Origin of the sequence: Pectobacterium colocasium, from assembly GCF_020181655.1 — a bacterium.
Classification (GTDB): Bacteria; Pseudomonadota; Gammaproteobacteria; order Enterobacterales; family Enterobacteriaceae; genus Pectobacterium; species Pectobacterium colocasium.
Map to the genome: position 1 here is coordinate 4,679,130 of NZ_CP084032.1, position 25,879 is coordinate 4,705,008.

At 52.5% G+C, this 25,879-nt stretch carries 27 protein-coding genes; 19 read left to right on the plus strand and 8 right to left on the minus strand.

The genetic code is table 11. The features are described 5' to 3' along the window. Positions 1-18: 18 nt before the first annotated feature. The 4 genes from LCF41_RS21130 to coaD all read left to right on the plus strand — a co-directional run bounded on the left by LCF41_RS21130 (position 19) and on the right by coaD (position 3,742). On the plus strand, positions 19-798 hold the full coding sequence (locus LCF41_RS21130) for a glycosyltransferase family 2 protein (RefSeq protein ID WP_225086204.1): 780 nt from the start codon (positions 19-21) through the stop codon (positions 796-798). A 51-nt stretch (positions 799-849) separates the two neighbouring features. Continuing rightward, a complete protein-coding gene (locus LCF41_RS21135) occupies positions 850-1,710 on the plus strand; it encodes a glycosyltransferase family 32 protein (RefSeq protein WP_225086205.1) in 861 nt (286 codons plus the stop codon). A gap of 232 nt (positions 1,711-1,942) precedes the next feature. After that, positions 1,943-3,220, plus strand: a complete 1,278-nt coding sequence (gene waaA, locus LCF41_RS21140; RefSeq protein ID WP_225086206.1) for a lipid IV(A) 3-deoxy-D-manno-octulosonic acid transferase — start codon at positions 1,943-1,945, stop codon at positions 3,218-3,220. A gap of 36 nt (positions 3,221-3,256) precedes the next feature. Further along, entirely contained in the window at positions 3,257-3,742 is a 486-nt protein-coding gene (coaD, locus tag LCF41_RS21145; RefSeq protein WP_225088241.1) for a pantetheine-phosphate adenylyltransferase, read from the plus strand. 9 nt (positions 3,743-3,751) lie between these two features. Here the strand turns inward: coaD and LCF41_RS21150 are convergent, their stop codons facing one another. From LCF41_RS21150 to radC, 6 genes are all read right to left on the minus strand, one after another. After that, complete coding sequence (locus LCF41_RS21150; RefSeq protein WP_225086207.1) at positions 3,752-4,825, minus strand: glycosyltransferase family 4 protein; 1,074 nt, start codon at positions 4,823-4,825, stop codon at positions 3,752-3,754. 48 nt (positions 4,826-4,873) lie between these two features. Next, the gene (gene mutM, locus LCF41_RS21155; protein WP_225086208.1) at positions 4,874-5,683 is read right to left on the minus strand and encodes a bifunctional DNA-formamidopyrimidine glycosylase/DNA-(apurinic or apyrimidinic site) lyase; all 810 of its coding nucleotides are present in this window, start codon (positions 5,681-5,683) and stop codon (positions 4,874-4,876) included. A 25-nt stretch (positions 5,684-5,708) separates the two neighbouring features. Beyond that, the gene (locus LCF41_RS21160) at positions 5,709-7,082 is read right to left on the minus strand and encodes a DUF6880 family protein (protein ID WP_225086209.1); all 1,374 of its coding nucleotides are present in this window, start codon (positions 7,080-7,082) and stop codon (positions 5,709-5,711) included. Between the two features lie 133 nt (positions 7,083-7,215). After that, positions 7,216-7,383 carry a 50S ribosomal protein L33 gene (gene rpmG, locus LCF41_RS21165; protein WP_002442576.1) on the minus strand — a complete coding sequence of 56 codons (168 nt, stop codon included), beginning with the start codon at positions 7,381-7,383 and terminating at the stop codon, positions 7,216-7,218. Between the two features lie 11 nt (positions 7,384-7,394). Further along, positions 7,395-7,631 carry a 50S ribosomal protein L28 gene (rpmB, locus tag LCF41_RS21170; protein WP_005967968.1) on the minus strand — a complete coding sequence of 79 codons (237 nt, stop codon included), beginning with the start codon at positions 7,629-7,631 and terminating at the stop codon, positions 7,395-7,397. A 237-nt stretch (positions 7,632-7,868) separates the two neighbouring features. Continuing rightward, the gene (radC, locus tag LCF41_RS21175) at positions 7,869-8,534 is read right to left on the minus strand and encodes a RadC family protein (RefSeq protein ID WP_225086210.1); all 666 of its coding nucleotides are present in this window, start codon (positions 8,532-8,534) and stop codon (positions 7,869-7,871) included. 153 nt (positions 8,535-8,687) lie between these two features. Between radC and coaBC the strand changes: the two genes are divergently transcribed. The 3 genes from coaBC (at position 8,688) to slmA (ending at position 11,112) form a co-directional block, all read left to right on the plus strand. Beyond that, positions 8,688-9,965: a bifunctional phosphopantothenoylcysteine decarboxylase/phosphopantothenate--cysteine ligase CoaBC gene (gene coaBC, locus LCF41_RS21180; protein ID WP_431191548.1), complete on the plus strand. Its 1,278-nt coding sequence runs from the start codon at positions 8,688-8,690 to the stop codon at positions 9,963-9,965. Continuing rightward, positions 9,943-10,401: a dUTP diphosphatase gene (dut, locus tag LCF41_RS21185; protein WP_225086211.1), complete on the plus strand. Its 459-nt coding sequence runs from the start codon at positions 9,943-9,945 to the stop codon at positions 10,399-10,401. Before coaBC ends, dut begins: the two co-directional genes overlap by 23 nt. Before the next feature lie 114 nt (positions 10,402-10,515). Then, entirely contained in the window at positions 10,516-11,112 is a 597-nt protein-coding gene (slmA, locus tag LCF41_RS21190) for a nucleoid occlusion factor SlmA (RefSeq protein ID WP_225086212.1), read from the plus strand. A gap of 50 nt (positions 11,113-11,162) precedes the next feature. Here the strand turns inward: slmA and pyrE are convergent, their stop codons facing one another. Continuing rightward, positions 11,163-11,804 carry an orotate phosphoribosyltransferase gene (gene pyrE / locus LCF41_RS21195; RefSeq protein ID WP_225086213.1) on the minus strand — a complete coding sequence of 214 codons (642 nt, stop codon included), beginning with the start codon at positions 11,802-11,804 and terminating at the stop codon, positions 11,163-11,165. 90 nt (positions 11,805-11,894) lie between these two features. Further along, positions 11,895-12,611: a ribonuclease PH gene (gene rph, locus LCF41_RS21200; RefSeq protein ID WP_225086214.1), complete on the minus strand. Its 717-nt coding sequence runs from the start codon at positions 12,609-12,611 to the stop codon at positions 11,895-11,897. Between the two features lie 205 nt (positions 12,612-12,816). Between rph and ycjG the strand changes: the two genes are divergently transcribed. From ycjG to LCF41_RS21260, 12 genes are all read left to right on the plus strand, one after another. Beyond that, on the plus strand, positions 12,817-13,782 hold the full coding sequence (gene ycjG / locus LCF41_RS21205) for an L-Ala-D/L-Glu epimerase (RefSeq protein ID WP_225088243.1): 966 nt from the start codon (positions 12,817-12,819) through the stop codon (positions 13,780-13,782). Between the two features lie 65 nt (positions 13,783-13,847). Continuing rightward, on the plus strand, positions 13,848-15,719 hold the full coding sequence (locus LCF41_RS21210) for an ABC transporter ATP-binding protein (RefSeq protein ID WP_225086215.1): 1,872 nt from the start codon (positions 13,848-13,850) through the stop codon (positions 15,717-15,719). Between the two features lie 100 nt (positions 15,720-15,819). Beyond that, positions 15,820-17,361, plus strand: coding sequence for a glutathione ABC transporter substrate-binding protein (locus tag LCF41_RS21215; RefSeq protein ID WP_225086216.1), 1,542 nt, complete (start codon positions 15,820-15,822; stop codon positions 17,359-17,361). Between the two features lie 18 nt (positions 17,362-17,379). Beyond that, positions 17,380-18,300: an ABC transporter permease gene (locus tag LCF41_RS21220; protein WP_225086217.1), complete on the plus strand. Its 921-nt coding sequence runs from the start codon at positions 17,380-17,382 to the stop codon at positions 18,298-18,300. A gap of 8 nt (positions 18,301-18,308) precedes the next feature. Then, positions 18,309-19,208, plus strand: coding sequence for an ABC transporter permease subunit (locus tag LCF41_RS21225; RefSeq protein ID WP_225086218.1), 900 nt, complete (start codon positions 18,309-18,311; stop codon positions 19,206-19,208). A gap of 8 nt (positions 19,209-19,216) precedes the next feature. Beyond that, entirely contained in the window at positions 19,217-20,293 is a 1,077-nt protein-coding gene (locus tag LCF41_RS21230) for a DmpA family aminopeptidase (protein ID WP_225086219.1), read from the plus strand. A gap of 26 nt (positions 20,294-20,319) precedes the next feature. Beyond that, the gene (locus tag LCF41_RS21235) at positions 20,320-21,141 is read left to right on the plus strand and encodes a M55 family metallopeptidase (RefSeq protein WP_225086220.1); all 822 of its coding nucleotides are present in this window, start codon (positions 20,320-20,322) and stop codon (positions 21,139-21,141) included. Between the two features lie 60 nt (positions 21,142-21,201). After that, on the plus strand, positions 21,202-22,149 hold the full coding sequence (locus LCF41_RS21240; RefSeq protein WP_225086221.1) for an isoaspartyl peptidase/L-asparaginase family protein: 948 nt from the start codon (positions 21,202-21,204) through the stop codon (positions 22,147-22,149). Between the two features lie 203 nt (positions 22,150-22,352). After that, positions 22,353-23,261, plus strand: a complete 909-nt coding sequence (locus LCF41_RS21245; RefSeq protein WP_225086222.1) for a LysR family transcriptional regulator — start codon at positions 22,353-22,355, stop codon at positions 23,259-23,261. A gap of 98 nt (positions 23,262-23,359) precedes the next feature. Then, a complete protein-coding gene (locus LCF41_RS21250) occupies positions 23,360-24,223 on the plus strand; it encodes a YicC/YloC family endoribonuclease (protein WP_039278589.1) in 864 nt (287 codons plus the stop codon). A gap of 381 nt (positions 24,224-24,604) precedes the next feature. Further along, positions 24,605-25,321, plus strand: coding sequence for a hypothetical protein (locus LCF41_RS21255; RefSeq protein WP_225086223.1), 717 nt, complete (start codon positions 24,605-24,607; stop codon positions 25,319-25,321). Between the two features lie 14 nt (positions 25,322-25,335). Beyond that, positions 25,336-25,857 (plus strand): type II toxin-antitoxin system VapC family toxin, encoded by a 522-nt coding sequence (locus LCF41_RS21260; RefSeq protein WP_250160542.1) that lies wholly within the window; start codon positions 25,336-25,338, stop codon positions 25,855-25,857. Positions 25,858-25,879: the final 22 nt, after the last annotated feature.

Sequence of the window (25,879 nt, forward strand, 5' to 3'; positions counted from 1 at the left end):
TTAATCATAAGGAAAGAAATGAGAAAATATCTGTCTATTGGGATAATCACAAAAAATGAATCCGAACTAATCGAAGAATGTCTACAATCTATCTCGTGGGCAGATGAAATCATTGTCGTCGATTCTGGCAGCACTGATTCTACGGTAGAAATAGCTCGTCAATATGGTGCTAGAGTCTATCAACACAATGATTGGCCGGGATACGGCAAACAAAGACAGCGCGCACAGAACTATGCCACTGGTGATTACATTTTTTTTATTGATGCCGATGAAAGAATAACGTTTGAACTACGTCAATCCATTGAAAGCGTGCTACTCAACTCCAGTCTAGACGATAAAATTGTCTACTCCTGCGCGCGACGAAACCTTTTCCTTGGTCGTTTTATGAAGCATAGCGGTTGGTATCCTGATAAAGTCATTCGGCTCTATGCCAACCAACGCTATAAATATAATGACAACAGTGTGCATGAATCATTGGATTGCGGCGATGCACCTATCCAGTATCTATCTGGAGACCTTAAGCATTTAACCTGCCGTGATTTATCAGTATTCCAGGAAAAACAGTTACGTTACGCTTCAGCATGGGCAAAAGAGCGTCATGAAAAGGGTAAATTATGTAGCTACACCTCTATTTTCATCCATACCATCTTCTCATTTTTAAAAACCTGGCTATTACGATGCGGTTTTTTAGATGGAAAACAAGGGTTATTACTCGCATTTGTTAACGCTCAATATACATTTAATAAATATACTTATTTATGGTCTCTAAATAATAAAAAACAAAAACCACAACTTTAATAAAATCACACTACTGAATGTTTTTAATTTTATACCAAGGACGACACTGCAATGAAAATACCTAAAAAAATCCATCAGATATATACAAAAGGTATAAATGAGTTACCTGAAGAAGTTTTAGCATCTATAGAAAAATTAAAAAAAATTAATCCAACGTGGGAATACTCTTTCTATGATGAAAAAAGTATAGTTGAATATATAGAAAAGCATTATGGAAAAGAAACTCTTCAAATCTATTTAAGCATCGATCCAAAGTATGGAGCAGCCAGGGCTGATTTATTTCGTTATCTGTTGATTTATATTGAGGGCGGCGTTTACTTAGACATTAAAAGTTCATGTTTAATCCCTTTTGATGAAGTCATTAGAGATGATTGCGAGATATTGTTGTGCAGTTGGGATAATAAATCGCGTGGCTGTGATAAAAACATGGGGATACACAAAGAGTTAAGTTTCTTAAAATGTGGGGAATATCAACAATGGAACATAACTTCAGCACCCAGGTCTCCTTATATCAAATCTGTAATAGACGAAGTTATTCATAGATTAAAAATTTACAAGCCTTGGATTTATGGTGTAGGAATGAAAGGCGTATTAAATACTACAGGCCCAATTCCATTTTCCATTGGCATTGAAAAAATCAAGAAAACCGATTTTTTCCATCATGAAGAAAACCATCGGAACATCGGATTTAAATACCGTAATGTTACCAATGAGATAATAAATAAATTTAACAGAAACCATTACAGCAAGCTAAAAGACTCCATTGTTATTCTGGAAGGAAACGACAAATTTTATTATAGATTATGGTTGTTATTTGTTTATCCACTACAGCGACTTAAGAAAAACATTATTAATGAAACTAAAGGCGTAATAAGAAAAATGAAACGTATCTTCTGTGAGAAACCTCAATAGATACTAACGTCTCATAAATTCAAGGTCGGACGAATAAAAACAGTAGGATCTTCTGGTTCGTTCGATTGCCTGTCTATCCAGAATTCGATTCAACGATTGCCGTCATGTACACCTCAGCAAGCTGATTTTCAGGAAAATGGGTAAAGGAATAAACAACCCCCGTTTTACAAATAGCCTTATCCTCACTAACCCGATAAAATCACCCCAGCGATAACCGATAACAGTAAACCTTATGCTACAAACTCTCTACACCATTATCCTGTACCTCATCCAACCGTTGATTTGGCTTCGCCTGTGGCTTCGCGGCCGTAAGGCTCCTGCCTATCGTCGGCGCTGGGGTGAACGCTACGGTTTTTGTGCAGAGAAGGTCAAACCAGACGGTATCATGCTGCATTCGGTGTCGGTGGGTGAAACGCTGGCCGCCATTCCCTTAGTGAGAGCGCTGCGCCATCGTTATCCCAATCTGCCGATCACAGTAACAACCATGACGCCAACCGGTTCCGAGCGCGTGCGTTCCGCTTTTGGCGACACGGTCTATCACGTTTACCTGCCTTATGATTTGCCCAGCGCTCTGAAACGCTTTTTTGACCAGGTTCGTCCGAAAATCGTCATCATTATGGAAACAGAGCTATGGCCAAACCTGATTGCAGAGCTGCATAAACGTGACATTCCGCTGGTTATTGCAAACGCAAGGCTGTCAGAGCGATCTGCGGCGGGTTATAAGAAAATAGGCAAGCTAATGCGCCATATCTTGCAGCGCATTACCCTCGTTGCCGCACAGAATCAGGAAGACGGGAATCGATTTATCGATCTTGGCCTGAAGCGCTCAAGCCTGAAAGTGACCGGCAGTCTTAAATTTGATATTTCTGTGACGCCGGAACTGGCGGCACGTGCGGTGACATTACGCCGACAATGGGCGCCGCGCCGCCCAGTATGGATCGCTACCAGTACACACGAAGGTGAGGAAGCGATCGTTCTGGCCGCTCATCGACAACTGCTTGCTACCTACCCTGATTTATTACTGATTCTTGTGCCCCGCCATCCGGAACGTTTCGCAACCACTCAATCATTGGCGGAAAATCTGGGATTTACCTATACGCTGCGCAGCAGTGGTGAACAGCCTTCAGCCAGCACTCAGGTCGTGATTGGGGACACCATGGGTGAGTTGATGTTGTTGTACGGCATCGCCGATCTGGCGTTTGTCGGTGGAAGTCTGGTTGAACGAGGCGGGCATAATCCACTAGAAGCCGCAGCCCATGCTATTCCGGTATTGATGGGGCCACACACGTTCAATTTCAAAGACATCTGTAACAAGCTAGACCAGGCCGACGGATTGATTACCGTGACCGATGCAGACTCGCTTGGCAAAGAAGTAGGGAAACTGCTCGCTGACGAAGACTATCGCCTCTACTATGGTCGACACGCCGTGGAAGTGTTACACCAAAACCAGGGCGCACTACAGATGCTGCTTACGCTCCTGGAACCTTATTTGCCCCAGCGGACGCAGTAAAGTCGCTACCGAGACAGTGAATGAAGGGCTGACGTGATGACAACCAAAGCGATTTACCCCGGAACGTTCGATCCATTAACCAATGGTCACTTGGATTTACTGACGCGTGCATCACGACTGTTCGATCATGTGGTACTGGCCATCGCCGCCAGCCCGAGCAAGCATACGCTTTTCACTCTGGATGAACGCGTGTCACTGGCAAAAGGGGCGACCCAGCATTTATCGAATGTCGACGTCATTGGCTTCAGCGATCTCATGGCACACTTCGCACAGCAACAAAACGCCACTATTCTCGTACGCGGTTTGCGAGCCGTTGCCGATTTCGAATATGAACTCCAGCTCGCGAAAATGAATCATCACCTGATGCCTACGCTCGAAAGCGTTTTTCTGATGCCATCGGAAGAGTGGTCGTTTATTTCATCTTCTCTGGTCAAAGAAGTCGCTCGTCACGGCGGTGACGTATCACATTTCTTACCCGATGCCATCGTGAGTGCTTTAATGGAAAAATTGAAAATATCTTAATTGTTAGATTTACTCTGTCACAATACGGATCAAATTTTCGGTGTTTGTATCGCGACCAAATCGTGCTCTGACATCTTTTTTTCCGACTTCGGCATAAGCTCGGATAACGTCTTTATTTGACAAGGCCGACGCGATCGCCTTTACCCATGCCTGCGGTTCATTAGACGACACAACTATACCAGTAACACCATCCTGCACTGTTTCCGGTAAACCACCTTCGTTGCTTATAATGACGGGAACAGCCAATCCTAGCGCCTCTATTTGCGCCATCCCAAGCGGCTCCCTTGTCGATGGCATTACCAGAATGTCCGCGCATTTCAGTGCAGCAGCAACGGAGCTAAGCTCACCAATCCAGACATGCTGTTGCAAATTGCGGCTAGCTATATCTTTTTGCAACGGCTCAGCATTACCACCGCCTGCAATCACATAGCGCAAATTAGGCGAATGCAGTACAAGCTCACTCAATGCGGCAAGAATAATGCCATGTCCTTTTTCCTCACGCAGCATTCCGAGCTGGATGATCACATCCCCTTCTCCTTCACCCAACCATGCTGCAAATGAGTCAGAGAGCGGTAAATTCACTTCCCTATCCAATTTCTCAAATGCAATGCCAGGATACACAACTTCAATCTGCTTACCTGGGAAATGAGGTCTGACCTTTTCAGCCATAAATTGGCTTGGCACCATAACTAAATCGATAGGGAGAAAGCAGCTTAACGGATTAGGTTTTCTATTCGTGTAGTAGGTACGTGAGCGAATAATTTTCGGTCGATTAAGCAATGTTAGAACCGCAATACACAAATTATTAGCGTCGTGTCCACTATGGCAAATACAAGCAAGTGGACGTTGACGTTTTATTTCATTTCGTATTCCACGAACAGTAGGTAAATGACAACTATTACGAAACGGTAAATTAATCACAGATAGACCACGAGCCCGAGCTTCATCATTTATGCGACCTTTCTCACTACAAAAGAGGTTGGTAGTAAATCCCCGAGCATTCAACGATTCCATTTGCTGTAAAAGCTGCCACTCTTGCCCCCCCATATTCTTTGAGCTTTCAAGGAAAAAGACTGTACCCATATTGATTTCCATAGTCTGAATTGATTTTTATTATTTACTAATAGGTGGTTAACGTTGACAACGGTGGCAGAAAAACGTGCTACGTTGCCCATGTTTCGCGGTTTCGATCGGTGTCCCACATGTCCGGCAAGGTTCACCATTGCGGCCATAGACTCGCAGTTCCTGAGCGAAATAGCCGGGTTTACCGTCTGACTGCAAAAAGTCACGCAGCGTCGTTCCACCTTGCTCAATCGAAAGCTGTAGCACCTGCTTAATCACGTTCACTAATACGGCTGCATCGTTTTCATTTAACGATCCGGCGGCTCTGTCAGGGTGGATACCCGCAGCAAACAGCGATTCGCTCGCATAGATATTGCCTACGCCAACCACCACTTTGTTATCCATAATCCACTGTTTGATTGCCGTTTTTTTACCGCGCGAGGCCTGATAGAGATAGTCCGCAGAGAATTCCGCCTCTAACGGCTCCGGCCCCAGATGCGCCAATACCGAGCAGGTTTCCGGATTATCCGTCCACAGCCAGGCACCAAAGCGCCGGGGATCGGTGTAACGCAGCACTTTGCCACTGTCCATCACCAAATCAACATGATCGTGTTTCTCCGGCTCGCTATATTCCGGCAGTACCCGCAGGCTGCCCGACATGCCGAGATGCACAATAATCCAACCGCGAGTCAGTTCAATCAGCAGGTATTTTGCCCGCCGACGCACGCTGCGCACCGGCTCATCGCTCAGCGAGAGGATCTCAGCCGACACCGGCCAGCGCAAGCGCGTATTCCTAACCTCAGCATACAGAATGGTATGATCGACAAGATAGGGTGAAATCCCCCGACGACTGGTTTCAACCTCAGGTAATTCAGGCATATTCTCTCTCTGGAAGATATCTCAATTATTGCAAACGCTGCCAGAATGAATATTTCCGACCATGTTGCTGTTTTAGCTGCTCTTGATACTCGCCCCACTCCGATAAAGGTGCATGGCTTGTGAGCTGAGAAGCCAGTTTGTCCAATTTACGATAGTACGTCGCCGCATGATCATAAGCCTTACTGCGCCCAGAAGATAAAATATCGTCGAGTAGTAGACGATAACAAGCAACTTCAGCCAGAAATGCGTTAGCGCGATGGAATTTATCAGCCCAATCGATCAATCTGCCATAAAAAACAGACAATGAGGATAAATGCTCAATAACTTGTGTTCCTGCTTCTGTATAAGCACATAGAGCGAGTAAGGTATCGATTCTTGTGACGATATCGCTTATCGTGATCGCATTCGTGACAGCCTGACGTTCTAGTGCTTCCCGTTCTTGCTGGTCGGGTAATACCTCCAGTAACGCGCATAACCGATGATAATCAGGGGAACGTTGATAAGCCTCACGCCGTAAAATCAAAAGCGCATTGAGATCGCCAAGCTGCCTATAGGCTTGATCCAGCAAGGCTTGACGTCGGCTTTCGGCATGATGTTGGAACGGTTTCAGTAGCCATTTCAGTGCCGATTGCGCTTCATTGATCGACAGACAAAATTCTACAATACGTAGCTTTTGTAATTCATTAGGTTCTGGAGAGCCCAACAGTATAGAACGCTCAAAGAGCGCTACGTCTTTCAACGCTTCCGCCACACCAGAAATCCCTATCGCGGCATGTGCGGCTCGGAAGTTATATTCTTCGAGAGGAGCATTGATCAGCGCTGCCGCATATTCATGTTCAAAGTCCTGCGCCAGTTGCCGCAACTCTGGCTCGGTAAGTAACGTGCCACTTTGTGCAATCAAATCATCCCACACGGCATAATCGTTCTCGTCATGCCGTTTTTTTACCTCATCAGGCCAATTCCGTGTCTTTCCGCCTTGCGAACGCCACTGGCTTGCCGCCTTAATCCACACACTAAGTGCTGCTGCATAGGCTCCACCAATATCGCCATTTGAATCATCCGCTCGTTCATAGACACGGGAATGTGTAGACATCAGTTGATCAATCAGCGCAAATGCCACTTTCGGCGTGTCGTCAATCAAGTAAGCGATATCACCAACCAGTGCCTCAAGTTCCATGGCAAAGCCATAAGACTGATAATAATCAATAAATTTCTTACCGCGAGTAATGGATGCAATACGCTGTTTTAATGAGGTTTCTTGCATAGCGATATTCTGGCCATGTAACAACATTTCAATACGCTGGTCTACTTTGGGATCTAAACCATAAACTGCTTCAACGAGCAGTAAGAGTTGCGTATGTGGTGTTGCTAACAACAGTTGGTGCAATGTCGAGTCCATGTCTGCGTACCGAATGGTTGTAAGGTCGAAGTACAGGAAATTGGCATAACGCCAGACTGGGTACAAGAAGTAAGACTGAAATATGGGCGAAAAAAAACCCGACCAAGGCCGGGTTTTTATCAAGAAGCAGAAATTACTTAATTTTAGCTTCTTTGTAGACAACGTGCTGACGAACAACTGGATCGAATTTCTTCAGTTCCAATTTTTCCGGCTTAGTACGTTTGTTCTTCGTAGTGGTATAGAAGTGACCAGTACCAGCAGAAGAAACCAGCTTGATCTTCTCGCGAACACCCTTAGCCATGATTCAGTTCCTTAATACTTTTCACCACGGGCACGCAGATCGGCCAGAACCGTCTCAATACCCTTCTTATCAATAACACGCATACCTTTAGCAGATACACGCAGTGTTACAAAGCGCTTCTCGCCTTCAACCCAGAAACGGTGTGAATGCAGGTTCGGCAGAAAACGGCGTTTGGTCGCATTCAGTGCGTGGGAACGGTTGTTCCCGGCCACCGGACGCTTGCCAGTAACTTGGCAGACTCGGGACATGTCTATTCTCCAAAAATCAAATCAGCTCGAGCTTCGTATAGGGTTTGGCCGCCTCGTCAGGCTTTAGAGCCCATCTCAGCAACTTCACTGAAAAGACTCTGTCATCAGGATAAACCTGCTGAGATAGGCTCTTAACGCCACACCCAAGATTCTCAAAGGTGGCGTAGTATACGCTCTGAAGCGTAAGTGCTCAAGTCCCGAACAGCTAAAGATCCCACCGGATCGCGGAAATATCTGTTAAATCCAGCCGCGTTCAGCAAAAGAAACGTATTCGCCATGCCCAATAACCAAATGATCGAGCACGCGGATCTCCATTAACTGACAGGCTTTAACAATCTGTTCGGTTATCGCACGGTCCGCCTGACTCGGCTCCGCTTTTCCCGACGGGTGATTATGCGCCAAAATCAACGCCGCGGCATTTGCCTTTAGCGCTTCACGCACAATTTCACGCGGGTGTACTTCCACGCTGTTAATCGTACCAACAAACATCTCCTGATGGCGAATAACGTGATGCTGATTGTCCAAAAACAGGACTAAAAAAACTTCGCGCTCACGTCGTGACAGCAGTAGCTGCAAATACTCGCCTGTCGCCTGAGGATTCAGCATCGCGTCCTCTTTCGCCAGACGAGAGAAAAACAGCCTACGCGACAGCTCTGCAATCGCCTTGATTTGCGTATATTTCGATATTCCTACGCCTTTGGCGGTATGAAATGCGGATTGATCGGCTGTCATCAGCTGATATAACGACCCGAATTGCGCCAACAACGCTTCCGCCAGCTGCATCACATGCACGCCCGGCAACCCTGTGCGTAAAAAAATCGCCAACAGTTCAACATCCGTCAGCGATTCGGCCCCTAATCGCACCAGTTTTTCACGCGGTGCCAATCCCTTTTCCCAGCCCATAACCCTCTCCCTATACCGCTCAATAGCATCATGTCACGCCCGTAAAAACAGGACGATAGCGGTGACAAAAGGCTGCGAAGCGCTTCGCAATCTTCCTAGGAAAACCGCAGCAGTGACCTTAAGATTCCTATCTGGCTGCAAGGTTATGGTAAAATGGCGCATCTTCTGACTTTCAATCGGACCATGATGATGACGGAATTTTCCAGCCTGAATGCACTCGTCGGCAAACGAATCGTGCTGGGTATCAGCGGCGGCATTGCCGCGTACAAGTGCCCGGAACTGGTACGGCGCCTGCGCGATGCCGGAGCCGACGTACGGGTTGTCATGACATCTGCCGCTAAAGCTTTCATCACTCCGCTGACGCTACAAGCTGTCTCCGGTTATCCCGTTTCAGACGACCTGCTTGACCCCGCGGCGGAAGCCTCAATGGGTCACATTGAACTGGGGAAATGGGCTGATTTAGTCATTCTCGCTCCGGCCACCGCCGATCTGATCGCTCGAGTCGCAGCCGGTATGGCGAACGACCTGCTGACCACCATTTGTCTGGCGACCTCTGCCCCCATCGCCGTTGTCCCTGCGATGAATCAGCAGATGTACCGCGCGGAACCCACGCAAGACAACCTGCGCACGCTGGCAGCTCGAGGTTTGCCGCTCTGGGGACCGGATAGCGGTAGCCAGGCGTGTGGCGATGTTGGGCCAGGCCGTATGATCGACCCGCTGGAAATTGTTAGGCTGGCGCAGCGTCATTTTTCTGCCATCAACGATCTGCAACATCTCAATATTCTGGTCACCGCCGGGCCGACGAGAGAAGCGCTGGATCCCGTTCGCTTTATCACCAATCACAGCTCCGGGAAAATGGGCTTTGCTATCGCACAGGCCGCGGCTGCCCGTGGCGCTAAGGTCACATTGGTGAGCGGCACGGTGTCACTCTCCACGCCGCAGGGTGTCACACGTATTGATGTTGGCAGCGCATTGGAGATGGAGCACGCGGTAATGGAACACGCATCCCAGCAGCACATTGTGATCGGCTGCGCAGCGGTTGCCGACTATCGCGCCAAACATATCGCCGATGAGAAGATTAAAAAACAGAATCAGCAAGGCGATGAAATGACTCTCACTCTGGTCAAAAATCCGGATATTATCGCCGGTGTTGCAGCCATGACGAAAAATCGTCCTTATGTTGTCGGGTTTGCTGCCGAAACCCAGAATGTGGAAGAATACGCCCGGCAAAAACTGGCGCGTAAAAAGCTGGACTTGATTTGCGCGAACAACGTCTCTCTTTCCGGGCATGGTTTTAACAGTGAAACCAATGCGTTACACCTTTTTTGGCAAGGTGGAGACGTACCGTTGCCACAGTGTGACAAACGTCTTCTTGGCCAAAAATTAATCGACGAGATTATCAGCCGTTATGATGAAAAAAATCGACGTTAAGATTGTTGACCCACGCGTTGGGCAGCAATTTCCGTTACCAACCTATGCCACTCCGGGTTCTGCCGGACTCGATCTGCGTGCCTGTCTGGATCAGGCGATTGAACTCAAAGCCGGGGAAACCACGCTTATCCCGACTGGGCTGGCGATTCACATTGCCGATACCGGGCTGGCGGCGGTCATCCTTCCCCGTTCCGGATTGGGCCACAAGCACGGCGTGGTGCTGGGGAATCTGGTTGGGTTGATTGATTCGGACTATCAGGGGCAACTGATGGTGTCCGTCTGGAATCGTGGTCAACAAGCGTTTACGGTTGAGCCGGGCGAACGCATCGCGCAGATGGTCTTTGTGCCCGTCGTTCAGGCCGAATTTAATCTGGTCGACGATTTCGTCAGCAGCGAACGTGGAGAAGGCGGCTTCGGCCACTCCGGCCGTAGCTAACGCGCTCCAGCCACCCCATAGTGTAAAAAATTCATATAAGCCACAGCGTGCTATCGCGACTGTGGCGCTACCGGGTGCTTGTCAGTCAAATATTTAGCAAGGGTCTTTTCAGACATGGCAGAAAAAGAAAGTACGAAAAGGAATCGCCGCGAGGAAATTTTGCAGGCGCTGGCACAGATGCTGGAATCCAGCGACGGCAGCCAACGCATCACCACGGCAAAACTGGCAGCGAACGTCGGCGTGTCCGAAGCGGCGCTCTACCGGCATTTCCCCAGTAAAACGCGGATGTTTGATAGCCTGATTGAATTTATTGAGGATAGTCTGACCACCCGCATTAACCTGATTCTGCAAGATGAAAAAGAAACGTTTAATCGTCTTCGTCTGATTTTGCTGCTTATTTTAGGGTTTGCGGAACGGAATCCGGGTCTGACTCGCATCATGACTGGCCACGCGCTGATGTTTGAACAGGACCGCTTGCAGGATCGCATCAACCAGCTGTTTGAGCGCATTGAATCGCAGCTACGTCAGGTGTTACGCGAGCATAAGCTGCGCGGCGGACAAAGTTTTCAGCATGACGAAACGCTGTTGGCCAGCCAGCTGTTGGCATTTTGTGAAGGGATGCTGTCGCGCTTTATTCGCTCGGAGTTCCGCTATCGCCCGACGCAGGAATTCGATACCCGCTGGCCGCTGTTGGCCGCCCAACTGAACTAAACGCTGTGATTACCCGCCAGACAACACTGGCGGGTTCATAACTCACAACATTAAATCCCGTACTGCTCACGATAGGCTTTCACCGCATCCAGATGCGCTGCCATCTCTGGTTTTTCCGCCAGATAGGCAATCAGCTCCTTCAGCGTAATAATCGAAATCACCTTGCACTGATAGTCGCGTTCAACTTCCTGAATCGCAGACAAATCGGCACGGCCACGCTCCTGACGATCCAACGCAATCATCACACCCGCCAGCGTTGCTCCGTGCGCAGCAATGATCTCCATGGACTCGCGAATCGCCGTCCCTGCCGTAATCACGTCATCCACCAGCATCACACGACCCTGTAATGGGCTGCCGACCAGACTACCGCCCTCGCCGTGGTCTTTGGCTTCTTTGCGGTTAAAGCAGTACGGCAGGTCACGATCGTGGTGTTCTGCCAGCGCCACTGCGGCGGTAGTGGCAATCGGAATGCCTTTGTAAGCCGGCCCGAACAGCAAATCAAACGCCACACCGGAATCAACCAGCGCTTCGGCATAAAAACGCCCCAGTAAGGCCAGATCGCGCCCGGTATTAAACAGCCCGGCGTTGAAGAAATAGGGGCTGATACGCCCGGATTTCAGGGTAAACTCGCCGAACTTCAATACCTGCTTGCTGAGTGCAAACTCAATAAACTGGCGCTGGTAGGCTTTCATTACGGCATCTCCTCGTCTTACGAATTAATCACGTTGTTAAGCAATTTATCTATACCCTAAAAAAAAGCGACCAATTGGTCGCTTATAAAATCAATCGATTAAGGCAGCTTTCTGCGCCTGAACGATGGTATCAATTCCCCCTCGGGCCAGCGCCAGCAGGGTCAGCAATTCCTCGTGGCTGAACGGCTCGCCTTCGGCGGTTCCTTGCACTTCAATCATGCGGCCGTCTTCGGTCATCACCACATTCATGTCGGTTTCAGCGGCGGAATCTTCCACATATTCCAGATCGCACAGCGCTTCGCCGTTAACAATACCGACGGAAACCGCCGCGACCATGCCTTTCATCGGGTTCTTCTTCAGCTTGCCGCTGGCAACCATCTGGTTCAGCGCATCGGCCAGCGCTACGCAGGCCCCGGTGATGGACGCCGTACGCGTACCGCCATCCGCCTGCAAGACGTCGCAGTCGAGCGTAATGGTGTATTCGCCAAGCACTTTCAGGTCGATCGCCGCACGTAAGGAACGCGCAATCAGGCGCTGAATCTCCAGCGTCCGCCCGCCCTGTTTGCCTTTAGCGGCTTCGCGGGCGTTGCGGCTGTGCGTCGCACGCGGCAGCATGCCGTATTCGGCGGTGACCCATCCTTGCCCCTGGCCTTTCAGAAAGCGCGGGACACCCTCTTCTACCGTGGCATTGCATAACACTTTGGTGTCGCCAAATTCGACTAAAACGGAACCTTCGGCGTGTTTCGTGTAATGACGGGTTAATTTGAGGGGGCGTACTTGCTGTGCACTTCGGCCTGTTGGGCGCATGGCTCATCTCCGGCGGGTCAATGAAAACTGGCGCGTATTATACACGAAATCCTGCGCGTTGCGGCAAAGCGCAACCAGAAAGCCATACCTTGAAAATAGGGCATAACCTGAGGTTATACCCTACTGATGAACAAGTATTCGTCAGTGATGATGCATCATGAAATAGTCCGTTCATCCCCTGAGCGTTGATGAGAAAAAAATCATGATGCGGCATATGCAAATTGAAACCGTCAATCTGCCACTAGCCCGTCCTATGGCGGCTGAGAACGGTACGCGTCGCGCGGTTACCGTTATCCGCGTCGCGCTAGAAGAAAAAGGATTTATTGGACAAGGCGAATGTACGCCTGTCGCCCATTATGGCGAGTCCGCCGATAGCGTATGTCGCCAGCTCTCAGCGATCCGTGAGGCAATAGAACACGGCCTGACCATCGAACAACTCCAGAAAGACTTAGCGCCAGGTGCGGCCAGAAATGCATTGGACTGCGCGCTGTGGCGGCTCAACACGGCATTGGAAAAACAGACGCTGTGGCAGCGCCTCGACATTCATCCCCCTACATCCGTGGTCTGTGCGCAAACGTTGGCGCTCGATAGCGTGGAGAAAATGGCCGCCGCCGCATCCAATGCCGTTTCCCACGGCGCACTGCAGCTGAAAATCAAACTGGATCGCGAGCTGATTCTGGAAAAGGTTGCCGCCATTCGTACCGCCGCACCCAACGCCAAATTGATTATCGACGCGAGAGCAAGCTGGAGCGGGCTGGATTTACATAGCCTGTCCACGGCTCTGCTGCCCTATCAGGTCGCCATGATTGAGCAACCGCTTCCTGTCGGTAAGGACGAAGATTTACAGCGCTTTGCCCACCCGATTCCTATCTGTGCGGATGAAAGCTGCCGCCACAGTGGCGACATCGTCGGGCTGCGTCGTCGTTACGACATGATCAACATCAAGCTGGACAAATGTGGCGGGCTGACCGAAGCCCTGGCGATGGTACGTGAGGCTCACTTTCACGGCCTGCGCATTATGGTCGGCTGCACGCTGGGCTCGTCGATGGCGATGGAAGCCGCTCTGCCCGTCGCCGCCGATGCCGAGCATGTCGACCTCGACGGTCCTATCTGGCTGGCCGCCGACAGCTCGCCTTATCTGACCTATAACCTTGGCCGAATCTGGCTATGACGCAATCAACTTATGACGCAACGCAATTAACTACAGTAACCCTAAAACCCTCAACCGGAGTGACCATGACGGATATCATGCACGCGGGTGCCGCCACAGCACCCGGTAACGCCCCCAGGCCTGTACTGGAAATCGACGATCTGAGCGTCAGCTTTAGTGGCCGCTCCGGTACGCATCAGGCGCTAAAAGGCATTTCCTTTACCGTGAATAAAGGGGAAGTCGTCGCCGTGGTCGGCGAAAGTGGTTCAGGCAAGTCCGTGACGTCACTGACCGTGATGGGGCTGCTGGCGGACTCTGCCAACATCGAACGCGGCGCGCTCCGTTTCACCGCGCGCGACGGTCAACAACACGACCTGTTGAGCATGAAAGCGGAAGCGCGTCGTAAGCTACGTGGGCGCGATCTCGCCATGATTTTCCAGGAGCCGATGACCTCACTCAACCCGGTACTGAAAGTCGGCGACCAACTCACCGAAGCGCTGCTGGATCACAAAATCTGCGATGCCGCCAGCGCGGATAAGAAAGCCCGTGAACTGCTGCACAAGGTACGCATCGCGGACGTCGATCGCGTGATGAAAAGCTACCCGCACTCGCTGTCCGGCGGGATGCGCCAGCGTGTGATGATCGCACAGGCGCTGGCCTGCGATCCGCAACTGCTCATTGCCGACGAACCGACCACGGCACTGGATGTCACCGTGCAGGCGCGCATTCTGCAAATCCTGCGTGATCTGCAACAGCAGAGCGACATGGCAGTGCTGTTTATTACGCACGATATGGGCGTGGTAGCGGAAATCGCCGATCGCGTGGTGGTGATGTATCGCGGCGAGATCGTGGAGCAAGGCACCGTCGAGCAGATTTTTGCCGCACCGCAACACCCGTATACCCAATCGCTGCTGGCCGCCGTACCGAAACTGGGCGATATGCGCGATAGCCTCTGGCCGAAGCGTTTTCCTTTATTGGGGCAAGCTGCCGACCCGGAAAACAGTGAACAAGTCACCGCGCGCTATGACGCCGAGCCGCTGTTGGATATTCGCGGGCTGCGGGTGTATTACCCGATGCGCAGCGGGATTTTATCCACCGTGACCCACCATGTTCACGCGGTAGAACAGATCGATTTCAACGTCTGGCCGGGCGAAACGCTGGCTATCGTCGGGGAAAGTGGCTGCGGCAAGTCCACCACCGGGCGCGCCCTGCTGCGTCTGGTACAGAGCGAAGCCGAGAGCATCCATTTTCAGGGCAACGAAATTTCCCAGATGAAAGAGCGTGATTTCCAGCCGCTGCGCCGGGAAATGCAGATGGTGTTTCAAGATCCGTACGCTTCGCTCAACCCACGCCTGACGGTCGGCTTCACTATCGCCGAACCGCTGCTGCTGCACGGGCTGGTGAAATCATTGGAGGAAGCGACGCCGCAGGTACAGGCGCTATTGAAAAGCGTTGGTTTGCTGCCTGAGCACGCCCGCCGTTATCCGCATGAATTTTCCGGCGGGCAGCGTCAACGCATCGCTATTGCCCGTGCGATGGCGCTACAGCCGCAGGTCATCATTGCTGACGAAGCCGTGTCGGCGCTTGATGTGTCCATTCAGGCGCAGGTCGTCAACCTGATGATGGATCTCCAAAAGAAAACCGGCGTGTCGTGGATTTTCATCTCGCACGATATGGCCGTCGTCGAGCGTATCGCCAACCGCGTCGCGGTGATGTACCTCGGCCAGATTGTGGAGATCGGCCCGCGCCAGTCGGTGTTTAACGATCCCCAGCATCCGTATACCCGCCGCCTGTTGGCCTCGGTTCCGATTGCCGATCCAACCCGTCGCGGCACACGCCAGTTTGACGACAGTGAAATCCCCTCTCCTTTGCGTAAAGCAGGTGAGGTCGTCGCCAAGACGCGCTACCGCGAGGTCGCGCCGCAGCACTGGGTTGCCGACAACGAATCGGCAGCCTGAAACACGATGTACTTACAAGAAAGTCATTACAAAAAATAGCAACAAAACACGACGTACTCATCACACAACACACGTTCATTGCTGACCAGGAGAGATAACCATGAAGCCATTCGTTCGCCGCTCCGCCTTTGCCCTCGGGCTCTCACTGTGTCTGGCGGCTGTTGCCCAGGCGCAAGACCTTCGTATTTCCATCTATGCCGATATCACCGGGCTCGATCCGCACGATACCTCAGATACGCTGAGTTACTCGATTCAGAGCGGCATCTTCGAACGTCTGTTCCAGTTCGATAATAAAATGAAGCTGGTGCCACGTCTGGCGACGGGCTATACCAGCAACGATACGGCGACTGAATTCGTCGTTACCCTGCGCGAAGGCATCACCTTCCAGGACGGCACGCCGTTCAACGCCGACGCCGTTAAAGCCAACCTTGACCGTCTTGCCGATCAGAGCAAAGGACTGAAGCGCAACAGCCTGTTTAACATGGTGCAAACCGTCACCGTGCTGTCGCCGACGCAGGTCAAAATCGAGCTGAACAAATCCTTCGGTGCCTTTGTGAACACGCTGGCGCATCCGTCCGCCGTCATGCACAGCCCGGAAGCACTGAAGAAATACCCGGATGAAGCACAGTTGCGCGTCCACCCAGTCGGTACGGGGCCGTTCAAATTCACCGAATGGCAACAGGGTAAAGACGTGAAGCTGGTGAAATTCGACAACTACTGGCAGAAAGGCTGGCCGAAAGTCGACAGCGTGACCTTCTACCCGACGCCAGAAGATTCCACCCGCGTGGCGTCCCTGAAATCCGGCCAGGTCGATGCCGTGTATCCGCTGCCTTCCGACCTGATTGCGACCGTACAAAGCGACAGCAAGCTGGCGATTCAGCGCGACGCGAGTATTTATCAATTCTGGCTGGCGATGAACAACCTGCGTCCGCCGCTTAACGATATCCGCGTGCGTCAGGCGCTCAACTACGCCATCAACCGCGACATCTGGCTGAAAGTCGGCTTCGCCGGCATGGGTGTTCCTGCTACCTCTGCAATGGCGCCGGACGTCCAGTTCTTCGCACGCCAAAGCTCACCGAACTACACCTACAACCCAGAAAAAGCCAAGGCGCTGCTGAAAGAAGCGGGCTACGCCAACGGCCTGAGCCTGAAACTGTGGACGACGAACCGCACCGACTACATTCGTAGTGCGCAGTTCTTCAAGCAGCAGTTAGAGCAGGTCGGCGTCAAAGTTACCGTCACGCCGATGGATTCTGGGATGCGCAACGCCAAACTGTTTGGCGTGAAAGATCCGAAAGATGCCGAATTTGACCTGTTCTACAACGGCTGGTCGCCATCCACCGGTGATGCCGACTGGGCGCTGCGTCCACTGTTCGCCACCGAGTCCTGGGTGCCGGTTGCGTATAACGTCTCTTACTACAGCAACCCGGTAGCAGATAAAGCGATCACCGCCGGCTTGGCTACCGCCGATGCCGACAAACGTGCCGCAGCTTATGCCGACGCACAGCGTCAAATTTGGCAGGATGCGCCTGTGGTCTTCCTGGGGACGCCGGACAACATCGTCGGTAAAACCAAGAACCTCGACGGCGTATATATGCTGGCAGATGGCTCGCTGATCTTCGATCAGGCTGAATTTAAGTAATCGGTCAGGGAGAACGCCATGTTTACTTATATCGTCCGACGTTTGCTGGAAATGATCCCGGTTCTACTGGTGGTCTCCCTGTTAGTGTTCGGTTTTATCAAGCTGTTGCCGGGTGACCCGGCACGTATTTACGCAGGCGCTGACGCAACGATTGAGGCAGTGGAAGCCGCCCGTCAGCAGCTAGGGTTGAACGACCCGCTGCCGCAGCAGTATGTCCACTGGCTCGGCGACCTGTTCAGCGGCGATCTGGGTGTGACGTACCGCACCCAGCAACCGGTCATCGACGTTATCAGCAAAAGCTTTATGCCCACCATGTGGCTAGCGCTGGCGGGTTTCGTCTGGTCGGTGCTGCTTGGCCTGCTGATTGGCGTGGTGTCCGCGCTCAAACGGGGCAAATGGCAGGACTGGACGCTGATGAGCTTCGCCGTCGGTGGGATTTCCATGCCGCCGTTCTGGCTCGGCCTATTGCTGATTCAGTTTGTCGCCATGCCGTTCGGCGTCTTTTCCGTCAGCGGCTTTAATCAGCCCAGCGACATCATTCTGCCCGCGCTGACGCTCGGGGCATCGGTAGCTGCCGTTATGGCACGCTTTACCCGCTCCGCGTTTCTGGAAGTTGCACAGGAAGACTACGTACGTACCGCTCGCTCCAAGGGGCTGCGCAATCGGCTGGTCACCTGGAAGCATGTGATGCGTAACGCGCTGATTCCGGTTATCACCATGCTGGGGCTGCAATTCGGCTTCCTGCTCGGTGGATCCATCGTGGTCGAGAGCGTATTTAGCTGGCCGGGGCTCGGCTGGCTGCTGATTGAATCCATCAAGACACAGGATCAGCCCGTCATTCAGGCGCTGGTGATGCTGTTCGTGTTTGAATTTATTGTCATTAACCTGTTGGTGGACCTGCTGTACGCGGTGGTCAATCCGGCGATTCGCCTACGTTAGGAGACACGATGAACCTTCCTTCCGAACCCGTCGTGGCCGCTGCCACGCTTGATGAAGAGACGATACGTTCGCCGTGGCGCGATTTCGTTCAGGTCTTTATCCGTAACCCGATGGCGCTGTTATCCAGCGGCTTCGTCCTGCTATTGGTACTGGTCGCGATTTTCGCGCCCTGGCTAGCACCGTGGAACCCAATGGAGCCTGACTGGGCATCGCTGGCTTCACCGCCTTCAGCGGCGCACTGGATGGGCACCGACGATTTGGGGCGTGATGTGATGAGCCGTATCATCTACGGTGCACGCATCTCGTTATATATCGGTATCTTTTCCGTCACGCTGGGCATGCTGGTCGGTATCGTGCTCGGCCTGCTGGCAGGCTACTACGGCCGCTGGGTCGATACGTTGATCATGCGCGGTTCCGACGTGCTATTCGCGTTCCCCGGCATGCTGCTGGCGATTGCGGTTGTCGCCATCCTCGGCCCTGGCCTGAATAACGTGATTATCGCCGTCGCGGTCTTTAGCGTGCCGGTCTTCGCCCGCATCGTGCGCGCCTCCACGCTGTCGCTGAAACAAGCGGCTTATGTGGAAGCGGTACGCTGCGCCGGTGCGCCGGATCGCATCATCCTGATGCGCCATATCCTGCCCGGCACCCTGCCTAACGTGATCGTCTATTTCACTATGCGTATTGGCACCAGCATCCTGACGGCCGCAGGGCTGAGCTTTATCGGTCTCGGCCCAGAGCCGGACGTACCCGAGTGGGGCAATATTCTGGCGATGAGCCGCAGCCTGATGATGGCAGGTGCCTGGCACGTCAGCGTGTTCCCCGGTCTGGCGATTTTCTTCACCGTGCTGGCGTTTAACCTGCTCGGGGATGCGCTGCGTGATACGCTCGATCCCAAACTGAAAAGCTGAGGAAGGCGATGCACGGCGATCACCCGATGAACGACTATCACCAGCAGCAGCAGGTGCTGTTGCTACAACGCTGGAAAGCGACGCGGCAGTTGGGTACGCCGCGTTCAGCTAGCGGACCGCATAACCGTATCAGCGATGTGGCGGGCGTGCGCGTCGGCCACTGCACGCTGGCGGCAGGCGAAGTGCAAACCGGCGTCACGGCGATTGTACCGCCCGGCGACAACCTGTTCACCCAGCCCCTGCCCTGCGGCGCGGCGGTACTAAACGGTTTCGCTAAACCTGTCGGGCTGGTACAGATTGAGGAACTGGGACAGTTGCAAACGCCCATCCTGCTCAGTAATACGCTGGCGACCGGCACGCTGTTTACCACGCTGGTGCGCGACGCCATTGCCCGCAACCCCGAACTGGGCCGCACGCTACCGACGGTGAACCCACTGGCGCTAGAGTGTAACGACGGCTGGCTAAACGACATTCAGGCGCTGGCGGTAACAGAACACATGGCACGGCAAGCGCTGGACAGTGCTGCGGACAGCTTCACACGCGGTAGCGTCGGTGCCGGACGTGGTATGAGCTGCTTTAGCCTGAAAGGCGGCATCGGCACCGCATCACGTCTGATTCCTGAATTGAATGCCACGCTCGGCGTACTGGTGCTGGCAAACTTCGGCACGCTTTCCTCACTGACGCTGGACGGCGTGCAAATGGGGAACGCCCTCGCCCCTATCCTGCCTGGGCTCGCACCGCAGCAAGACGCCGGATCGATCATCATTATCATGGCGACGGATGCCCCGCTCGATGCCCGACAGCTCAAGCGCATCGCCAAGCGTGCCGGTGCAGGATTAGGTCGGCTAGGCAGCTACTGGGGACACGGCTCCGGCGATATCGCCGTCGCGTTCTCCACTTGCCCACAACCACGACCGCCGGAGGATGCGCAGCTTGAACCGCTATTAAGCGCCGCCGCCGACGCCACCGAACACGCGGTGCTCGACGCCATGCTTCAGGCTGACGCCGTGACCGGTTTTCGCGGCCATCATCGCCCGACGCTGCCACAGGCGTTGGATCGGTTGGCTGCAACTCTTTATCCATAAGCAAATTCTCCCGTAGGAAACTGACTATGAAAGTGTTTATCTCTGCTGATATCGAAGGGATCGCTGGCGTGATGCGCCCGGAACAGTGCAGCCCCGGCACCGCAGAATACCAACTGGCGCGCGGCCTGATGGAGCAGGAAGTGAACGCCGCGATTGACGGTGCGTTCGCGGGTGGCGCAACAGAGGTGGTGGTCGCCGACAGCCATGCGGCAATGGTCAATCTGCGTGCGGAGAATATCGACGCCCGCGCCCGGCTGGTACAAGGTAAACCGCGCGGCTATTCGATGGTAGAAGGGCTGGAGCAACAGCAGTTCGACGGCCTGATCTTCATCGGTTATCACAGCGCGGCAGGTGAGTTTGGGGTGTTATCGCATACCATCAATGGTCGTGCGTTCTACCGCGTGCGCATCAACGGCGAAATCATGGGTGAGAGCGACATCTACGCTGCCGCCGGCGTGGAACAGAAGACGCCGCTGTGGCTGGTCAGCGGCGATGACACGCTCCAGAGCTGGATCGCTCGCTACTACCCCAACACCGACTATGCCTGCGTCAAGCGTGCCATTTCGCAACATGCGGCCGAATCCCTCAGCACCGAACAGGCACGTCAGGTGATTCGTGACGCAGCAAAAGCCGCGGTGGAAAAAGCACACCGTACGCTGAATTCGCGGATTCAGGCACCCTATCGCCTCGAACTGATGGTGGCAAAACCGGTACTGGCCGATCTATTCTGTCTGCTGCCAAGCGTTGAACGTTTGGATGCCATAACCGTAGGTTATACGGCGCAGAGCATGCGGGAAATCACCAGCCTGCTAGGCGCATTTTCCTATCTGGCGACAACGCAAAACTGATTCCGGTCTCTCCGCCCCTGATTTTGGGGGCGTAAACCGCTTGAAAAGAGAATTTATCGCATGACGAAACCCGTGATTGTGATCCACGGTGGCGCAGGTGCGCTGACCCGCTCGGCCATGAACGCTGAAAAAGAGCAACGCTATCTGGCCGCGCTGTCCGAGATTGTCGCCAGTGGACAACGCATTTTGGCCGAAAACGGCAGCGCGCTGGATGCCGTAACGGAAGCCGTCCGCCTGCTGGAAGAGTGCCCCTTGTTCAACGCCGGACACGGCTCGGTCTTCACTCACGCGGAAACCCACGAACTGGACGCCAGCATCATGGACGGACGCACGCTGGATGCCGGTGCGGTCAGCTGCGTCAGCCATATCCGCAATCCGATTCTGGCAGCACGTACCGTACTCGAAGCCAGCCCGCATGTGATGTTTACCGCCGACGGCGCGGAAGCCTTTGCACAGCAGCACGGACTGGAAAGGGTCGAACCTGCGTTTTTCTCCACCGATGAACGCCGTCAGCAACTGCATAACGCACAGGCAGGCTCAGGCCGCGTCATCCTCGATCATGACGGCCAGAACGACCCTATCGATCCCGACCGTAAATTCGGCACCGTCGGCGCGGTCGCTCTCGACAGCGCGGGGAATCTCGCGGCGGCAACCTCGACGGGCGGCATGACCAACAAACAGGCCGGACGCGTGGGCGATAGCCCCATCATTGGTGCTGGCTGCTACGCCAATAACCAGACGGTAGCCGTTTCCTGCACCGGTACAGGCGAAGTCTTTATGCGCGCCGTCGCCGCCTATGATGTCTCGGCGCTGATGGAATACGCCGGACTCACGCTACAGCAGGCCAGCGATCGTGTGGTGATGGAGAAACTGGTACGGATGGACGGCAGCGGCGGGATGATTGCCGTCGATAAAGCAGGCAACATTGCCCTGCCGTTTAATAGCGAAGGCATGTACCGCGGCTATGGCTACGTGGGTGAAGAACCCGTCGCCGATATCTATCGTTAACGTTCCAGCACATTGAAACAGAGCCAAACGCCCAATAGCGGTGCGCTCGCACCACTATTGGGCTTCATGATAGTGCAAAAAACCACTTCATCGCTTATCTATCGACCATTCATCGCGGCCTTATAATCTGGCGTAATAATTGCAGAACTTTTGGTTATTACTCATACGATGCTCATCAGAAAGCATCAGCCGGAGCCTGCACCATGCGATTACGCCACATTGAGATCTTCCAGGCCATTGTTCAGGCAGGCACCATTAGCGGCGCCGCGCGCTTGCTCAACGTCTCTCAGCCCAACGTCAGTCGGGTATTGAATCACGCAGAACAACAACTGGGCTTCTCTCTGTTTGAACGCCGTACTCAGGGGATGGTCGCCACAGAAGAAGGGCTGCGCCTCATCCCGAAAGTGCAGGAACTATTCAGCCACCTGCAAAGCATCAGTTCCCTCACCGAACAAATCAAAACCAGCAAAGCCCACTCCGTACGGCTGGGGGCAGCGCACGCGTTCGGACAGATGATCGTGGCACCGACGCTGGTGGAGTTTCATAAGCAGGCGGCCTCGGTTAACGTCGAACTCGTCACCGAACACTTCAGCACGCTGTGCCAGAACATCCTGCAAAACCAGCTCGATTTCGCGCTGATCTTTGGTCAGCAGGTGCCGTCCGAACTGCTGGCAGAACCGCTATTCCAGTCCACGATGGTGGCCCTTCTGCCGAAAGACAGCCCGATAAACCGCCCCGTCTCGCTGGAATGGCTGTGCAACAACAACCTGCTAATGATGCAGCATCAGGATCCGCTCGGTCAGGTGCTGCACCGTGCGCTGCGCGACAGAGCGCTACAGCCAGCGGCCTCGCTCTACATCAAAACCTACTCGGTGATTGCCGATATGGTTCTGGCGGGCGGCGGTGCGGGCATCGTCGATCTCTTTACCGCCTGTCGCTATGCCAATCAGCTAAAGATTGTCCCTATCGACCAGCCGCTGCCTTTTGAAGTCACGCTGATCAGCCGACGTGATAACCCACAATCACAGGCAACATTGCAACTGAAACAGATGATGAAAAACCGCTGTCGGGAGATAGCCAAACAGAACGAAGCCTTGCTTAACGCCGCCTGATTCACGACAAGCGCTACAGGGCAGACGGTTTTTTCTATCCCCTGCGGCGGACTCAACGCTATAATCTTTCTCATCATTTGCTTTACAGGTATGCACCAATGATTCGCAGCATGACCGCTTACGCCCGCCGAGAAATCAAGGGCAACTGGGGAAGCGCAGCCTGGGAACTGCGTTCCGTTAACCAGCGCTATCTGGAAACCTATCTTCGTTTACCGGAACAATTCCGCAGCCTCGAACCCGTCGCTCGTGAGCGCATCCGCGCCCGTTTGACCCGTGGCAAAATCGAATGCAACCTGCGTTTTGAACTCGACCCGAGCGCGCAAAGTGCGCTGATCCTGAACGAAAAGCTGGCGAAACAGCTGGTTAATGCCGCCAACTGGGTCAAAATGCAGAGCGACGAAGGGGAAATCAACCCGGTTGATATTCTACGCTGGCCTGGCGTAATGTCGGCGGAAGAGCAGGATCTGGATGCGATCAGCGCCGAACTGCTGACCGCTCTGGAAGGTGCGCTGGATGACTTCATCGCCGCACGTGAAAGCGAAGGCAACGCGCTGAAAGCGCTGATCGAACAGCGCCTGGCTGGCGTCAGCGCCGAAGTCGTCAAAGTCCGCGCCCAGATGCCAAACATCCTGCTATGGCAGCGCGAACGCCTGCAAAGCAAGCTGGAAGATGCGCAGGTACAGCTGGAAAATAACCGTCTGGAACAGGAACTGGTGCTGATGGCACAGCGCGTCGACGTCGCCGAAGAACTCGACCGCCTCGACGCTCACGTCAAAGAAACCTACAAAATCCTGAAAAAAGAAGAAGCCGTCGGCCGCCGCCTCGACTTCATGATGCAGGAATTCAACCGCGAATCGAACACGCTGGCCTCGAAATCCATCAACGCCGACGTCACCGCTTCAGCCATTGAACTGAAAGTGCTGATCGAGCAAATGCGGGAACAAATCCAGAACATTGAGTAAATTCCACTCTGTACCACCGACTGCCACAACGCCCTGTTTTAAGGGCGTTTTTTGCTTATGAAGAATAACAACGCAGAAAAACACGTTACTTGTCTACATTCAAATATACCCAATCACTAAGGTGTAAAGGACCAAATATGCACTACCTTGTATAGTCTTTGGATATGATCAAGATGATGAAAATAACAGGCGCTCAAAGCAACGCATTGATATCCGCGCCTAAGCAAGTAGTTTATGCAAGTTACTAGTCTAACGAGGGATAACTCCGTTTATATAAAATTCGGCAAAATCAGTAGAAACGAATTGACGCGAGATCAGCGTTGCACAAAAATGAAGCTGTGATGATAGACGATCTTTATATTTAAGGGCGCAAGACAGCAGATGGGCAAGAAAAATAGCCTGACTCTCAAACTTGACGGCACAAGCCCAGATAAACTGCCAATGGCTAGACTGGGTAAGTATCTGTCTGCACTTTCAGAGCTTTACGGCTCTACTGATGCCGTTCACTTCAAGGATGTGAGCGAGGGCTCTGCGTGCCTAAACAGCTGGGTTGACAATGACTCTGCATATAATGATGTATTGCAGCGCTCCATATCTCAAGCATCTAATTCAGGTAGCTCTTACCTGAAACTGGTTACATTATTAGAGCAAGATAAGCTAGAGGGGAGAATTATCAATGACGATGACGTTACAATTGTTGATTTCCCACGAATAAAACAAGACTCTCCGTTTTTGGTTAGAAAGAAAGCAAAAATACAAGGCAGACTGTATAACGTCGGCGGCAAAGATGAATCAGTCCCTGTAAAATTAGAGGGTGCAAATGGGGAGACATTCAACTGTGAAGCTTCTCCATCGATGGCAGTTAAACTCGGAACCCTGCTCTTCCAACAGATAAGAGTAGAGGGCGATGGTGAGTGGGAAAAAAAAGACGGAATATGGAAGCTCAAGAAGCTTAAAATTTCATCATATGAAGAGTTGCAAAAGTCATCTCTAAAAACCGCTTTGTCATCCATACATAATGCGCCTGGAAATCAATGGAAAGAACAAGATGACTTACATGTTGTCTTAAAAGCACTAAGGGCTCTCAGTTGCGAATAGTCTTTGATACCAATGTGTTAGTTCAAGCGATTACTGGCACTAAAGCTGGTTGTACATTATCAAACCCTGCGAATGGGGAGAATATACCTGACCTTGAACGCAGGATGGATGCCCTAATTGATCACGTAGAAGCAAATCGCGGCAAAATAATAATTCCAACGCCGGTTTTAGCAGAATACTTAGTTGGGATCGATAAGAGCCATCATCAGACGCATTTAAATCTTATACAATGTCAGTCATGCTTTGAGATCGCCCCGTTTGATGAAATTGCGGCCATTGAGTGTGCACAGATGCCAAGTATAAAAGAACTAAAAGCGATGATGGCTAAAGACACAGCAAACAAAGTTAAGTTTGACAGGCAAATAATATCCATTGCGATTGCACTAAATGTAGATGAGGTATGGACTCACGACAAAGGTGTTTACAACCGTTGCAATGAACTGGGCATTGTAGCCAAATCTCTAGCGGACATAACACCAGCACCCAAACAAGGGATCATTGATTTGTCGAATGAATTCCCAACTGAGCTTCATTGACACCAACCTCAGCCTACTTTCA

Bases quoted from the DNA above. Each gene is read 5' to 3' on its own strand.
- LCF41_RS21130 (WP_225086204.1), top strand. From the start codon at position 19: ATGAGAAAATATCTGTCTATTGGGATAATCACAAAAAATGAATCCGAA.
- LCF41_RS21135 (WP_225086205.1), top strand. From the start codon at position 850: ATGAAAATACCTAAAAAAATCCATCAGATATATACAAAAGGTATAAAT.
- waaA (WP_225086206.1), top strand. From the start codon at position 1,943: ATGCTACAAACTCTCTACACCATTATCCTGTACCTCATCCAACCGTTG.
- coaD (WP_225088241.1), top strand. From the start codon at position 3,257: ATGACAACCAAAGCGATTTACCCCGGAACGTTCGATCCATTAACCAAT.
- LCF41_RS21150 (WP_225086207.1), bottom strand. From the start codon at position 4,825: ATGGGTACAGTCTTTTTCCTTGAAAGCTCAAAGAATATGGGGGGGCAA.
- mutM (WP_225086208.1), bottom strand. From the start codon at position 5,683: ATGCCTGAATTACCTGAGGTTGAAACCAGTCGTCGGGGGATTTCACCC.
- LCF41_RS21160 (WP_225086209.1), bottom strand. From the start codon at position 7,082: ATGGACTCGACATTGCACCAACTGTTGTTAGCAACACCACATACGCAA.
- rpmG (WP_002442576.1), bottom strand. From the start codon at position 7,383: ATGGCTAAGGGTGTTCGCGAGAAGATCAAGCTGGTTTCTTCTGCTGGT.
- rpmB (WP_005967968.1), bottom strand. From the start codon at position 7,631: ATGTCCCGAGTCTGCCAAGTTACTGGCAAGCGTCCGGTGGCCGGGAAC.
- radC (WP_225086210.1), bottom strand. From the start codon at position 8,534: ATGGGCTGGGAAAAGGGATTGGCACCGCGTGAAAAACTGGTGCGATTA.
- coaBC (WP_431191548.1), top strand. From the start codon at position 8,688: ATGGCGCATCTTCTGACTTTCAATCGGACCATGATGATGACGGAATTT.
- dut (WP_225086211.1), top strand. From the start codon at position 9,943: ATGATGAAAAAAATCGACGTTAAGATTGTTGACCCACGCGTTGGGCAG.
- slmA (WP_225086212.1), top strand. From the start codon at position 10,516: ATGGCAGAAAAAGAAAGTACGAAAAGGAATCGCCGCGAGGAAATTTTG.
- pyrE (WP_225086213.1), bottom strand. From the start codon at position 11,804: ATGAAAGCCTACCAGCGCCAGTTTATTGAGTTTGCACTCAGCAAGCAG.
- rph (WP_225086214.1), bottom strand. From the start codon at position 12,611: ATGCGCCCAACAGGCCGAAGTGCACAGCAAGTACGCCCCCTCAAATTA.
- ycjG (WP_225088243.1), top strand. From the start codon at position 12,817: ATGCGGCATATGCAAATTGAAACCGTCAATCTGCCACTAGCCCGTCCT.
- LCF41_RS21210 (WP_225086215.1), top strand. From the start codon at position 13,848: ATGACGGATATCATGCACGCGGGTGCCGCCACAGCACCCGGTAACGCC.
- LCF41_RS21215 (WP_225086216.1), top strand. From the start codon at position 15,820: ATGAAGCCATTCGTTCGCCGCTCCGCCTTTGCCCTCGGGCTCTCACTG.
- LCF41_RS21220 (WP_225086217.1), top strand. From the start codon at position 17,380: ATGTTTACTTATATCGTCCGACGTTTGCTGGAAATGATCCCGGTTCTA.
- LCF41_RS21225 (WP_225086218.1), top strand. From the start codon at position 18,309: ATGAACCTTCCTTCCGAACCCGTCGTGGCCGCTGCCACGCTTGATGAA.
- LCF41_RS21230 (WP_225086219.1), top strand. From the start codon at position 19,217: ATGCACGGCGATCACCCGATGAACGACTATCACCAGCAGCAGCAGGTG.
- LCF41_RS21235 (WP_225086220.1), top strand. From the start codon at position 20,320: ATGAAAGTGTTTATCTCTGCTGATATCGAAGGGATCGCTGGCGTGATG.
- LCF41_RS21240 (WP_225086221.1), top strand. From the start codon at position 21,202: ATGACGAAACCCGTGATTGTGATCCACGGTGGCGCAGGTGCGCTGACC.
- LCF41_RS21245 (WP_225086222.1), top strand. From the start codon at position 22,353: ATGCGATTACGCCACATTGAGATCTTCCAGGCCATTGTTCAGGCAGGC.
- LCF41_RS21250 (WP_039278589.1), top strand. From the start codon at position 23,360: ATGATTCGCAGCATGACCGCTTACGCCCGCCGAGAAATCAAGGGCAAC.
- LCF41_RS21255 (WP_225086223.1), top strand. From the start codon at position 24,605: ATGGGCAAGAAAAATAGCCTGACTCTCAAACTTGACGGCACAAGCCCA.